The organism is Bacillus sp. TH19 (genome assembly GCF_016651075.1).
GTDB lineage: Bacteria > Bacillota > Bacilli > Bacillales > Bacillaceae_G > Bacillus_A > Bacillus_A mycoides.
Genome location: NZ_JAEKEO010000007.1, coordinates 2,329,921 through 2,344,070 on the forward strand (window position 1 = coordinate 2,329,921; position 14,150 = coordinate 2,344,070).

The window sequence follows — 14,150 nt, forward strand, 5'->3', positions numbered from 1 at the left end:
GGGGAAATAGAAGATGTTAAAATTACATGTATGTTCGTTCCGTATGTGTATATTTGCTGCTCAATAAACTATCCTCTCGCGTAAGTTTGTACCACATTTTCACTTTTATTCACAAAAAATACCATTAAATATTTTTTGATAATTGTTATAATATAATTAAATTGATATAAAAGTTTTTTCTAGAGTATGTATTTGAAGAATTTCATGCAAAAAGAGCAAGTTCTCAAGTAGAGAGCTTGCTCTTTTTTGAAGAAAAATAGGATTAGAAGTACATAAGGAGATAGCAGAATTTTATAAAAAGACTTTCTGTATGTATCCACAGCAATGTTTAGATGTAAAGGATTTTTAAATTTATAAAAAGATTAAGAGGCGATAGAGAATGAAAAGATATATTAGTATAAAAGGAATTGGCACATATCTTCCGAAAAGAAAGGTAGAATCTTTTGAAATAGATCGCATGCTACATGTGCCAGAAGGCTGGACATTAAAAAAAGCTGGGGTAAAAACAAGATATTTTGTTGATGGGGAAACGTCTTCTTATATGGGGGCGGAAGCTGCAAAAAAAGCTGTAGAAGATGCTAAGTTAACTTGGGATGATATCGATTGTATTATTTGCGGAAGCGGAACGATTCAACAGGCAATACCTTCTACAGCACCACTTATTCAAGAACAGCTTGGGCTACAGCATTCTGGTATTCCATGTTTTGATATCAATTCAACATGTCTAAGTTTCATAACAGCACTTGATACAATTTCTTACGCAATGGAATGCGGGAGATACAAAAATGTTGTTATTATTTCTTCTGAAATTTCTTCTGTTGGATTAAATTGGGGACAAAATGAAAGCAGCATTTTATTCGGTGACGGTGCGGCAGCTGTTGTCATAACAAAAGGTGATCATACATCTTCTATTATTGCTTCCCATATGGAAACATATAGCTCTGGTGCGCATTTATCAGAAATTCGTGGCGGTGGAACGATGATTCATCCTAGGGAGTATAGTGAGGAACGAAAAGAAGACTTCTTGTTCGATATGAATGGAAGAGCCATTTTTAAACTATCTTCTAAGTATTTGTTGAAGTTTATCGACAAGCTACTTATGGATACTGGTTATTCCCTGGCCGATATTGATTTAATTGTTCCTCACCAAGCAAGTGGGCCAGCTATGAGACTCATTCGTAAAAAATTAGGGGTTGATGAAGAGCGCTTTATGACCATTTTTGAAGACTACGGTAATATGATTTCCGCATCTATTCCAGTCGCTCTTTTCGAAGCGATTAAGCAAAAGAAAGTGCAACGTGGAAATAAAATACTATTATTAGGTACTTCTGCAGGACTTTCAATCGGGGGCATCCTTCTTGAATACTAAGAAAACAGTATTAATTACAGGGGCACGTGCACCAGCAACTCTGCATTTATGCAGACTGTTTCATAACGCTGGACATACCGTTATTATTGCAGATAGTATTCCTTATCCATTAAGTAAAGTTTCAAAGAGTACGGATTATTTTTATGAAATTCCTTCTCCAAAGTGGAAAACAAATGAAAGTATCCGTGCGCTACTATCCATTATTCAACGTCACAATGTGGATTTGCTTATTCCTACTTGTGAAGAAGTGTTTTATATATCTAAATATAGAGAAGAGTTAAGCGCATTTTGCCATGTATTAGTAGATGATTTTCAAAAACTTTCATTACTGCATAATAAGTGGGAATTTATTCAGTTCGTAGCGAATTTAGGGTGGCAAGTACCTGCAACATATAGAATAAATAATGAAGAAGCGATAAGTTCAATGATGCACAAAACACCAGCTAATACTCCTTTTGTACGAAAGCCGATTTTCTCCCGTTTTTCTGATAAAGTGGAATTTATTACAAAAGAGGATGCTCTAAAAGAAAGCATGATAGATAAGTCGAATTATATTATGCAAGAGTTTATACGAGGAACGCAGCACTGTTCCTACAGTATTGCACAATCTGGGGAAGTGTTAGCTCACTCTACGTATAAAACGGAATTCACGGCAGGCTTAGGCGCTACCATTGCATTTAAGCATATGAATCATCCTAAAATTGATCAGTTTGTTACGCATATTGTAAAAGAGCTGAATTTCTCAGGACAAATTGCTTTTGATTTTATCGTTACAGAGGATGGGGATGCGATTCCGATTGAATGTAATCCACGTACTACAAGTGGATTACATTTATTCGATGAGGAAATATTGCAGGTTTTCTTTCATGAAACAGTAAACAATACACTCATTCCAAGACCAAACTCTGAGTGCGCAATTCGGTTAGCGATGCTTCTATATGGATTTCCTTATTTAAAAAGTAAACAAAAACGTAAGCGATGGTTAAAAGTTCTATGCTCTTATCCAGATATCGTTTATCGTCACAATGATTGGAAACCATTTTTTTATCAGTTTTTTAGCATGTATAAATTATGGCGTGAAAGTTATAAACAGGAACGGACTATTTTAGAGCAAACAACATATGACATATCGTGGGATGGTGAAGATTTATGAAAATGCTAGTAACTGGTGGAACGGGCTTTCTAGGACAAAAACTCGCCTTTCGACTGAAAAATATGGGCTATGAAGTAACGGCAGCGGGAAGAAATAAAACAATCGGTAAGGTATTAGAACAAAATGGAATCGAGTTTGTTCATTGTCCTCTTGAAGACAGGGATCGTGTGCTACAAGTTTGTAAAGATAAGGATTATATCTTTCATAGCGGCGCACTTTCTTCCCCTTGGGGCAAATATGAAGATTTTTATAATGCGAATGTGTTAGGAACGAAACATATTATCGAGGGATGTCAAAAGTACGGTATAAAACGCCTTATCCACGTATCAACACCAAGTATTTATTTCTATTATGATGAGCGACAAAATGTAGTAGAAAACGCGAAACTTCCTGATACATTTGTAAATCATTATGCAACAACGAAGCACATGGCCGAACAATCTATTGATCAAGCTTTCATGCATGGTTTACCAGTTATCACAATACGTCCGCGCGCTTTATTCGGACCAGGAGATAACGCTATTCTTCCGCGTCTTATTAAAGTATGTGAAAAGGGTGCTTTACCGAGGATTGGTACTGAAAATGTTCTTGTTGATATTACGTATGTTGAGAATGTTGTAGATGCTTTACTTCTTTGTATGCATTCCCCAAAACATACATTAGGTCAAAAGTACAATATAACAAATGACGAGCGTGTAAATTTATATGAGGTCATAGAAAATGTAATGAAGCGTCTTGATAAGGAAGTAAAATATAAAAAAAATTCCTACAAAACTGCTTTTTCACTAGCTGCTATACTAGAAGGAATCTCAAAAACTATTTTATTCGGAAAAGAACCTATTCTCACAAAATATACTGTTAGTGTCCTTTCAAAAAGCCAGACATTAAATATTGATAAAGCTAAAGAAGAACTAGGATATGCTCCAAAGATCAGTATAGAAGAAGGAATTACAAAATTTGTAGACTGGTGGAAAATACAATGAAAATCAAATCTTTAAAGCTATATGATACAGGATATTGCACACATCCAGAAAAAATTGCATATTCCAAGGGCAGTTGGAAACAAATATGCTTTCCTGCTACAGTAGGGTTACTCCAGCATCCAGTATTAGGATATATTTTATTTGATACTGGATATGCGGGACATTTTAAAGAGGCGACAAAAAAATTCCCTTACTCTGTATATGCAAAACTTACGCCTGTTCATTTCACGGAAGAGCAATCTATTAAACAGCAACTTTTTCTTGATGGTATTCAGCCAGAAGAAATTAAATATATTATTCTTTCTCATTTCCATGGCGATCATACAGCTGGTTTACCTGACTTTCCAAAAGCGAAAATACTAACCTTCGCAAAAGCTTATGAGGATATTAAAAAGAGAAGTAAATTTGGTGCTCTATTAAAAGGGTGTCTAAAAGATACACTGCCGATAGATTTAGAGAAAAGAATGTCATTCATTGATCAAACTCCATCCCTTAACTTACCTTCTACATATGGAAAGTTTGAAGAGGGGTATGATGTATTTGATGATGGCTCATTATTTGCTGTTGACTTAACAGGACATGCAACGGGACAATTTGGTCTATTCGTTCATTTACAGAGTAATAAAATTGTCTTTCTTTGTGCAGACGCAGTGTGGCTAAGTAAAACTTATCAAAACCTTGTATTTCCTAGTAAGATTGCCAATCTTTTAACTAGCGATCCAAAATCTTATCGAAAGAATATTGAGAAGTTACACCATTTATCACAAACATCACCTGAGATTGAAATTGTACCAACTCATTGTGAACATACATGGGATAAAATTAAAGCAGGGGTGTACTATGAATAAACTACGAATTCTCAAGCAATACTTGAAAACAAAATATGTCTCGAGATTTTCAAATCGTAAACAGTTGGAACAGTTTCATAAACAACAAATAGAAAAGCAGCTTTTGTTCACGATAGAGGCGTCTCCTTTTTATCGCCAATTATATACGCCGTTTTTAAATGAAATTCAAAAGGGGAATTTGGCTGCACTCCCCATTATTGATAAAGAAGTAATGATGGAACATTTTGATACATTAAATACAGTTCATATTTCAAAGGAAGAAGCGTTTCATGTAGCAATTGAAGCAGAAAAGACCCGGAATTTCTCACCAACCATTCGTAATATAACTGTTGGTTTATCATCAGGTACTAGTGGAAATCGTGGGGTTTTTCTCGTTTCTGAGGAAGAACAAACGTTGTGGGCTGGCTCGATTATTGGAAAGGTGCTTCCATCTAGCATTTTACATAAACACACGATTGCTTTTTTCTTACGTGCAAATAGCAATTTATACGAAGCGACAAAAAATGAGCGAATCTCATTTCATTTTTTTGATTTACTAGATTCGTTTCAGCAGCATATCACGCGATTAAATGAAATACAGCCATCTATTTTAATTGCACCTCCGTCTATGTTACGGAAAATCGCTTACTGGCAGCAAGAAGGACTGATTACGATTTGTCCCCAAAAAATTATCTCTGTAGCAGAAGTGCTTGAAGATATTGATAGAGACTTTATTCGTGCAACTTTTAAGCAAACAGTACACCAAGTTTACCAATGTACAGAAGGTTTTCTTGCTACCACCTGCAAGGAGGGGACGTTACACATTAATGAAGACCTCGTTCATATTGAAAAAGAATACTTAGATCAAGAGAATGGGATATTCGTTCCTATTATTACTGATTTCATGAGGAAAACACAGCCTATTATACGCTATCGTCTCAATGACATATTAATTGCGAAAAAAACGCCGTGCAGCTGTGGCTCACCTTTTTTAGCATTAGAACGAATTGACGGTCGATGTGACGATATATTTATTGGAATAAGTGAATTGGATAATAGCGAAATATTTATTTTTCCAGATTTCATTAGAAGAGCAATTTTGTTTGCATCTAGTGACATTCAAGAATTTAAAGTGATACAACACAGCGTAGAAAAAATTGAAATTAAACTTAAAGCACTACCTGAAGACCTCGAATTATGTCAATCAAAGGTAATGCAAGAATTACATACACTGTGGGCTACTAAAAAGTGTGCGATACCACAGTTCTTCTTTTCGCATTACGATATTCAAGTATATGATGAAAAATTAAAAAGAATAGAAAGCCTTGTAAGACGTGGTGAACATAAATGATTCAGTTACATGATGTTCATTCCTTACATAGCATTGATTGGGAATCAAAAAAAGATGGGGCATATGTGCGAGATAGTTTCCTGCCTCTTTTTCAAAAGGGCGTTACAGCATTTATTGAAAATGTTAACACGGAGCTCTTTCTATTAGAAATCGATGATCTCATCTTGCCAGTTACTCTTAATAACGCAGAGTTCGAAAATTCATATGTATGTTCTCCTTATACACATTACGTATCTTATGCGTTAGAAGAGCTATGGGAGTTGAAAAAACCATGGCTAGAGAAGCTATTAACCTATCCAATTCATCTTATGGGAAGTTGGTTACGACGAACGAATATTAATAAAGTAATTGTCGTAAATAATTGGATGCTTTCAACAAATCTTTATCACTCTATCAACGAACGACAAATCGAACAAATTACGAATCTATTTGTTGAGGAATTTCCAGAGCATACAATTCTATTTCGCTCTTTAAATAATGAATTATATCCCGTAACGACAGAAGCACTATCTACAGTAGGTTACAAGAAAATTATGTCTCGTTCTATATACTTATTTGATCCGAAACACTATAAAAAAATGAATCGAAAAAAACGAAAAGACTTATTAAACGATAAAAGCTTATTAGAGAAAAGCAATTATGAAATCATTACGAATGAAGAATTAACAAAGGAGGATATTTTACAAATTTCCCAGCTATACAACCAACTATATATTGAAAAATATTCCGCCCATAACCCAATGTTTACACCCGCTTATTTATGGAATGCTCTTCAGCATCGTTTATTTGAGATAAAGGCCATAAAAAAAGGGGATACAATTGATGGTGTTATTGCTTATTTTATTCGGGATGGAGTTATGACAACGCCGATCCTTGGCTATAATACAAACTCTGACCAGCAACAAGGTTTATACCGTATACTTTCCCTCCTTATTACAATGGATTCTATCGAAAAAGATTTAATTTGTCATTGTAGTGCTGGGGCTGGAGAGTTCAAACGAAATCGTGGTGCAACACAGCAAATTGAATACAGTTATGTATATAACGATCATCTACCACCTAGCCAACAAAAGGTATGGAAAGTATTAATGTGGATATTAAATACATATATAGAACCGATGGCAAAAAAACATCGCTTTTAAACAAAAAGACTTTTATGATTGCTTGTTACCAGGAACTCTTTATTTAAGTGTAGCTGCAATACCCACGTTATGGAATTTATATAGTATATTTTTAATGATTTATTTTATATTTATCGTTTGGATGAAAAGAGAAATGCTTAAAAGAGTAGTTCTCTTTTTTCAGTTTTTGAAAAGGAAATGAAAGGGTGAGCGGTGTAGTGAAGCAAGGATTATCGAAATTAGCAGATATACTAGTCAATCATTCTACGAAAGTACAGCCTGGTGATCAAGTGTTGATCCAAAGTGTTACAGAAATAGATCACGCAGTCGTTCGTGAAATTATTAAGTCCGTAGAAAAAGCAGGTGGATATGCGCATGTATCAATGCGCGATGTTTCTGTTACGAGGCAATTGATTTTGTCAGGGTCTGAAGAACAATTTAAGTTATTTGCAGATTGGGAATGTTATCGCTTAAGTAAGATGCAAGTATATATTAATCTCCGTAGTCCTAGAAATGCATATGAATTAGCAGATGTACCATCAGAAAAAATGAAATTATATCAAAAGGTATTTGGAAAAGCTCATAGTGAAGCAGTGTATAAAACAAGATGGGTGACAACAAGAATCCCGAATGCGGCGTCTGCGCAAGAAGCGAATATGAGCACTGAGGCCTATGAAAAATTTTATTATGATGTATGTACGTTAGATTACAATAAAATGTCGAAAGCAATGGATCCGTTAAAAAAATTAATGGAAAAGACAAAGCAAGTTAGGATTATTGGAGAAGGTACGGATTTGAAGTTTTCAATTGAAGGAATTGGCGTTTTAAAAGGAGATGGAACGGATAATATACCTGATGGTGAAGTGTATACAGCACCTGTTAAAAATTCAGTAAATGGAGTAATAACATTTAACACGGTATCTGTTCAACAAGGTTATGCGTTTCAAAATATAAAGTTACATATTAAGCATGGAAAAATAATAGAGGTACACGCAAACGATACAGAGCGAATAAATCAAATTCTTAATACGGATGAGGGAGCAAGGTATATTGGAGAATTTGCACTAGCTTTTAATCCTTATATATTACACCCGATGAATAATACGTTATTTGATGAAAAAATAAATGGTAGTTATCATCTAGCGATTGGAGATTCGTTACAAGGTGCAGATAATGGGAATAAATCAGCGATACATTGGGATTTAGTAAACATTCAAAGACCGGAGTATGGCGGGGGTGAAATTTGGTTTGATGACGTACTGATAAGAAAAGATGGACGTTTTATTTTACAAGAGCTGTTCGGATTAAATGAAGAAAATTTGAAAGGGTAAATTATTTTATTGAGATTATGTAAAATAGATTAAAACACAACATATCAAACTACGAGATTAATCGTGTGATTTTACACTCATTTAATATTAATAGGTAAATAGAAAAATTGGCGCCTATTGTTAAATGAATAGTGTAAAAAAGAAAAACCCTCTTAAAAAACACTTAATTTTTTACTTCATCAATCTTTACAATCCCTCTCTATAATATGAATTGGACAAGCACCTAAGAGAAAGCAGAACATGTCAGATTATACATTCTATTATTAGGGAGAGAATTTGTATGAAAAAGACAGTAGCTTCATTGGCTGTTATGGCAGCTTTATTACCGACACTTTCGATGCATGCGGAAGGGAAAGAGCAAGTTCGAAAATCAGCTACAACTTTTAACGTTATTAGTGACATTCAAGGGGATTTATCGGATTTTGATCACGTATTAAAAGATATGAACAAAGTGACGCCGCTATCTAGAGCACTTATTATGAATGGGGATATAACGCCAGAAGGACAGCAGTCACAATATGATGATGTGAAGCGTGTGTTAAACAAAAATAAGCATCCGGAAAATGTATGGTTGGCTATTGGGAACCATGAGTTTTACGCTGGGAAATGGACAGCTGATGGAAAGTTATCTCAAAGTACATGGCCAAACGGTGTAGCAGAAGAATCGCTATTTAATCGATATTTGAAATTTAGTGGACAAGAAAAGGTGTACCATAAAAAAGAATTAGATGGTTATCCACTATTATTTTTAGGGACAGAAAAATATATGAGGTACCATGATTCAAAAATGTCAGATCAAGTGTACTTAAGTGAGGAACAATTAGGTTGGCTAAAACAAAATTTAGAAGACTACAGTCAAAAAGATAAAAATAAGCCGATTTTTATTTTTTCTCACCACGTTTTACCTGATTCTGTATCTGGTTCAAGACAATCACCGTATTTAAATGACTATTTAAACGTGGATAAATTGTACGATATATTAAAAGATTACTCGCAAGTTGTCTTTTTCACGAGCCATACGCACTGGGATTTAAATTTACCAGACTGGGCTGGTAAAAAGAAAATTGCAGGCGGAGATGAAAAAGGATTTACAGTTGTAAATACAGGAGGTATTGAAACAGGCTGGAGGTCAGCTGGTCCAAATGGCGGCGAGATTCATGCTCCGGATGGATCTTCTTTTAAACAAGGGTTGCAAGTGAAAGCATATGGTAACGATGTTGTCGTAACGGCTTACGATTATAAACGTGATAAAGGTATAAAGAACTTATTAATTAGTGATGCAAAAATTGCACAAATGGCACCAGATGTAACGGCTGATGATAGTAAAAACGTAATCGTTGGTGCAACAGAGTATATGGAGTACAATGTAGAAGGAACGAATGAGTGGTACACGTACAATAAAGCGAATCCTCCAAAATTTGATGGGAACAAAATTGTATACGTACGCCATAAAGGCGAAATGAATTTAGAGCCAGGATTAACGCAGCTTCTTCGTTTTTCGGTAAATAAGTGATTGGTAAGGGCCTACTTCTTAATGAGTGGGCTCTTTTTATTTTGTCGTTTTTTATCGGCAAGTCGATATATTTTAAGTATCGGTCGATATAATTTGAGAATCGCTGATATAAATTTCATGTACTGTATTGAAGTTAAAATCGTTAATGCAATTTCATGCACCGAAACGAAATTCCCTACATTTTTAATCCAGAAAGGTGACTTCATCATTTTTCCATGTAATAATAGTATGGTTACATTTACAGTGAAAGAGTATAAAAGGAGCGTTATTGATGAATTTAGCTAAATTCCCGAGAAAAAATATACAGAATCATATACACCAATTGAAAAGTTAAACAATTTTTCTGAAGCACTTGGTGGGCCGACTATTTATTTTAAACGAGATGATTTACTTGGTTTAACAGCTGGTGGTAATAAGACGAGAAAGTTAGAGTTTCTAGTTGCAGATGCACAGGCAAAAGGTGCAGATACATTAATTACAGCTGGTGGTATTCAGTCAAACCATTGTCGTCTAACACTTGCAGCTGCGGTAAAAGAAAAAATGAAATGTATTCTTGTGTTAGAGGAAGGGCTTGAGCCAGAAGAAAAGCCAGACTTTAACGGAAACTATTTCTTATATCATTTATTAGGTGCTGAAAACGTAATTGTTGTGCCAAACGGAACAGACCTTATGGAAGAGATGCATAAAGTAGCGAAGGAAGTAAGTGAAAAAGGAAATACACCATATGTCATTCCAGTTGGTGGATCGAACCCTACTGGCGCAATGGGATATATTGCTTGTGCGCAAGAAATTATGGCTCAGTCATTTGAGCAAGGAATTGATTTCAGTTCAGTTGTTTGTGTAAGTGGTAGCGCTGGTATGCATGCTGGTTTAATTACTGGCTTTTCTGGAACGCAAAGCAAAATTCCTGTAATCGGAATTAACGTAAGTAGAGGAAAAGCGGAGCAAGAAGAGAAAGTAGCAAAACTTGTAGATGAAACTTCAGCTCACGTTGGTATCCCAAACTCTATTTCACGCGAAGCAGTTACATGCTTTGATGAATATGTAGGACCAGGATACGCTTTACCAACGCCAGAAATGGTTGAAGCAGTACAGTTACTTGCAAAAACTGAAGGTATTTTACTTGACCCAGTTTATACAGGTAAAGCAGTAGCGGGACTAATCGATTTAATTAGAAAAGGTAAATTTAATAAAGAGGACAACATTTTATTCGTACATTCAGGTGGCTCACCAGCTTTATATGCGAATACGTCTTTATTTGCGTAAGTGTGAAAAAGCATTGGATATCCAATGCTTTTTGTTTTGAATTAATGTTGAAATTTGTTACAATTTCGTGAATATGCGATGATTTTTCAACATTCAACGGTAAACAACGATATATAAAGGAGATTGATGTATGACAGAATTTTGGGAAGCAAGTTTTATAGAAAATCAAATGATGTGGGGATTTGAACCTTCAGACTCTGCAATTTTGACGAAGGACTTTTTCCTTGAAAAGAAAGTGAAGGATATATTGATTCCTGGTATTGGGTACGGTAGAAATGCAAAGGTTTTTATTGATAACGAAATACAAGTAACAGGTATTGAAATTTCAAAAACAGCGATTGAATTGGCGAGGGAAAATGAACTTAATGCTGATTTCTTCCATGGTTCAGTAACGGATATGCCTTTTGATAACAAACTTTATGATGGTATATTTTGTTATGCACTTATTCATTTATTGAATAAGGATGAGAGAGAGAAGTTTATTAAAGATTGTTATAGTCAGTTAAAGCCAAACGGATATATGATTTTTACTACTATTTCAAAAGATGCCCCAATGTTTGGGAAGGGGAAACAACTTGGTAAAGACTACTTTGAAATAATGGAAGGGGTAAAAATGTATTTTTATGATGTTGACTCGGTAAAACAAGACTTTGGAAAATATGGACTGATAGAAACTACGGAGATTGTGGAGCCGCATAAAAATATGGAAAGTAAACCTCCATTTAAATTTATAATGATCAAATGTCAAAAAACACTATAATTACAATTGTGTAAAAAATAGTGAAAGGTTACTTAATAAGCTTGATGTGTAAGCTACTCACTAATTATTCTTTAAAGGCGAAGTAAGTGAAGTCAAATGGCATCCCTTACTTCGCTTAATTTAGTTTAAAACATGTTTTAAACTTCCAACGAATTATTTGTTATATAATGGAATTGTTGAAGCGTGAGATGGGTGATTATATGAGTACAACATTAAGAGGGGTCATATACACAATACTCAGTATTTCTATAATATTAATAATTTTTTTAGGTTACGGATTATATTTGTATTTTAAGTGAAATGATAACTGAACCAAAGGAAAGATCAAAGAATCGAAGTGCAAAAACGTGTTGGTGATGATAATTATGAGGATTTGAAAGTAGTTACAGACGATAATCAAGTGTTGCAAGTAAAGAAAATATTAAATGATATTCATTTTGAAAATAAAAAAGTGGAAATGTCTCGTTCAGCTGATTATCACTTTGTTTTTCAATTTAAAAATCCGAAAATAGAGGCGAAAGCTGTGTTGTATCAAATTTGGATAAGTCCTAATAAAGATAAAGTAGAAGTTATGGCGGGGGATAATCGCTATGCTCAATTAGAAGGGAAAAATGCAGCCACTTTGTTTGAGATTGTTACGGGAGAAAAGTTAGTTGAATAAAAGTATATGGTACTTAACTTTTTCAGATTTATTGTAATGATTCACTACTTGTAAGGGATTATTCTGTGTGTCTTTCTATTAAAAAGTCTAAATTTGATCAATTAAATGCGATAAAATCTTTTTAAAAATAATGAAATTTTAGGAAAAATAAGGTACACTAGTCAATGGTTTTAGTTTAAAATCGATTGACGTTAATGTATACGGGGGAAAGATTGATGAACAATAATCCAATAAATGAATCAGTTGAAGAAGTTGAGAGAAAACGAGTAAGATCAAGCAAACGTTTTACAAATTGGAAGCTTATTGCAGCGGGTGTTGGTGTAATTGTACTTCTCATTGGAGGAATGAGTTATTATCAGGCAACTCACTTCAATTCAAATGTTACGATTAATGACACAAAAGTCGGTGGTCTGAACGCTGATCAGGCAATACAGAAATTAAAAACATCTGGACTAGAAAACAAAGTCTATGTTGATCAACAACAAATTTTAGATGAAAAAGATACAAAAACGGAACTTACGGAAAAAGATTTTCCTCAAGTTAAGAAACTATTAAAAAGCCAGTGGACATTTTTCCCTTCCTCAAAGGAAAAAAATTATTCAGTGCTACCGGAAAAGGCGGATCAGTATCGTAGTGAAACGATGAAAAAACTTGTAGAAGAAAAGCTCATCTCTATGAATGAAAAATTACAAGCGCCTCAAGATGCTATGGCGAAGCTGGAACAAGGAAAAGTTGTTATTTCGAAGAGCGTTGATGGAAAACAGTATGACGTTACTAGTCTACTGAAAGATTACGACAAGCAGAAGTATAAAAGTGAAATTCATCTGAAGTCTACATACATACAGCCTATTAAAGAAGACGATCCGATTGTCAAAAAAGAGGAGAAAGCACTACAGAATCTTCTTGGGCAGTCTGTTGAGTATAAAGTGCAGAATGAAGTGTATCCTTTAAAAGCGAAAGATTTAATTCAAAATGCCTCTATGTCAAAGGATATGAAAGTTACAATCGATTCGAGCGACATTAAAAATAAGATTGCTGAAATTAATAACGCTAAATCAACATTAAATAAAGATTTCACATTTAAAACTCATTCCGGTTCGGTTATACAAGTAAAAGGACAAGGCTACGGCTGGGCACTAGATGTGGAAAAAGAAACAAAACAAGTTCAACAAGCCTTTGAGAAAGGCGAAAAATCGCTTTCTGCTTCTAATATTCACGGAAATGGTTGGGAGAAGGAAGGTATCGGTTATGAAACAACATCGAATAATGGTATCGGAGACACGTATGCGGAAGTTTCAATTGCGGATCAACAAATTTGGATTTACAAAGATGGAAAATTAGTAGTTACAACAAATGTAGTAACTGGTAAACATAGCACGAGTGAAGATACATCACCAGGTGTGTGGTACGTCTTATATAAACGAACACCATACACGCTCAAAGGCAGCGCAGTAGGTAAAGCTGATTATGCAGTTAAAGTAGATTACTGGGTTCCATTCACAAATAGCGGTCAAGGGTTCCATGATGCCGGCTGGCGAAAAGACTGGGCAAATAATGCTTATTTAACAGGGGGATCAGGCGGGTGTGTAAACCTTCTTCCTAATGTTGCAAAAACTGTATATGATAGTTTGAACACTAATGATCCAGTTATTGTGTACTAGAAAATAGCTACGTATCAAGAAATAAATAAAGCAGGAAATCTTATCTGATGGTACATGAAAAAACACCTCTTGAATTCGCATATTTAGTGTGCAGATTCAATGGAGGTGTTTTTTATTTGAAAACAAGAGTTCATTGCCTATAAGAAACGAAGTA

At 34.7% G+C, this 14,150-nt stretch carries 10 protein-coding genes and 2 pseudogenes; all 12 read left to right on the forward strand.

The window, feature by feature from the left end:
* Positions 1 to 379 precede the first annotated feature (379 nt).
* The 12 genes and pseudogenes from JFU54_RS15785 to JFU54_RS15840 all read left to right on the forward strand — a co-directional run bounded on the left by JFU54_RS15785 (position 380) and on the right by JFU54_RS15840 (position 13,996).
* Positions 380 to 1,369, forward strand: a complete 990-nt coding sequence (locus tag JFU54_RS15785) for a beta-ketoacyl-ACP synthase III (protein WP_201065194.1) — start codon at positions 380 to 382, stop codon at positions 1,367 to 1,369.
* Positions 1,359 to 2,522: an ATP-grasp domain-containing protein gene (locus JFU54_RS15790; protein WP_201065196.1), complete on the forward strand. Its 1,164-nt coding sequence runs from the start codon at positions 1,359 to 1,361 to the stop codon at positions 2,520 to 2,522. The genes JFU54_RS15785 and JFU54_RS15790 overlap by 11 nt, the downstream gene beginning before the upstream one ends.
* Entirely contained in the window at positions 2,519 to 3,505 is a 987-nt protein-coding gene (locus JFU54_RS15795; RefSeq protein WP_201065199.1) for an NAD-dependent epimerase/dehydratase family protein, read from the forward strand. The genes JFU54_RS15790 and JFU54_RS15795 overlap by 4 nt, the downstream gene beginning before the upstream one ends.
* Positions 3,502 to 4,353 (forward strand): MBL fold metallo-hydrolase, encoded by an 852-nt coding sequence (locus tag JFU54_RS15800; RefSeq protein ID WP_201065202.1) that lies wholly within the window; start codon positions 3,502 to 3,504, stop codon positions 4,351 to 4,353. The genes JFU54_RS15795 and JFU54_RS15800 overlap by 4 nt, the downstream gene beginning before the upstream one ends.
* Positions 4,346 to 5,683 (forward strand): F390 synthetase-related protein, encoded by a 1,338-nt coding sequence (locus tag JFU54_RS15805; protein WP_201065204.1) that lies wholly within the window; start codon positions 4,346 to 4,348, stop codon positions 5,681 to 5,683. Before JFU54_RS15800 ends, JFU54_RS15805 begins: the two co-directional genes overlap by 8 nt.
* Positions 5,680 to 6,825 carry a hypothetical protein gene (locus JFU54_RS15810; protein WP_201065208.1) on the forward strand — a complete coding sequence of 382 codons (1,146 nt, stop codon included), beginning with the start codon at positions 5,680 to 5,682 and terminating at the stop codon, positions 6,823 to 6,825. The genes JFU54_RS15805 and JFU54_RS15810 overlap by 4 nt, the downstream gene beginning before the upstream one ends.
* A 197-nt stretch (positions 6,826 to 7,022) precedes the next feature.
* Positions 7,023 to 8,135, forward strand: coding sequence for an aminopeptidase (locus JFU54_RS15815; protein WP_201065211.1), 1,113 nt, complete (start codon positions 7,023 to 7,025; stop codon positions 8,133 to 8,135).
* Between the two features lie 280 nt (positions 8,136 to 8,415).
* Complete coding sequence (locus JFU54_RS15820; RefSeq protein WP_201065214.1) at positions 8,416 to 9,648, forward strand: DUF4073 domain-containing protein; 1,233 nt, start codon at positions 8,416 to 8,418, stop codon at positions 9,646 to 9,648.
* Between the two features lie 271 nt (positions 9,649 to 9,919).
* A pseudogene (gene cuyA / locus JFU54_RS15825) lies at positions 9,920 to 10,914 on the forward strand (D-cysteate sulfo-lyase).
* A gap of 130 nt (positions 10,915 to 11,044) precedes the next feature.
* Positions 11,045 to 11,674: a class I SAM-dependent methyltransferase gene (locus tag JFU54_RS15830; RefSeq protein ID WP_201065217.1), complete on the forward strand. Its 630-nt coding sequence runs from the start codon at positions 11,045 to 11,047 to the stop codon at positions 11,672 to 11,674.
* A 319-nt stretch (positions 11,675 to 11,993) separates the two neighbouring features.
* Positions 11,994 to 12,335 (forward strand): annotated as a pseudogene (locus JFU54_RS15835) (YhfM domain-containing protein); the annotation flags it as partial.
* Positions 12,336 to 12,550: 215 nt separating this feature from the next.
* A complete protein-coding gene (locus tag JFU54_RS15840; protein WP_201065223.1) occupies positions 12,551 to 13,996 on the forward strand; it encodes a L,D-transpeptidase family protein in 1,446 nt (481 codons plus the stop codon).
* Positions 13,997 to 14,150 lie beyond the last annotated feature (154 nt).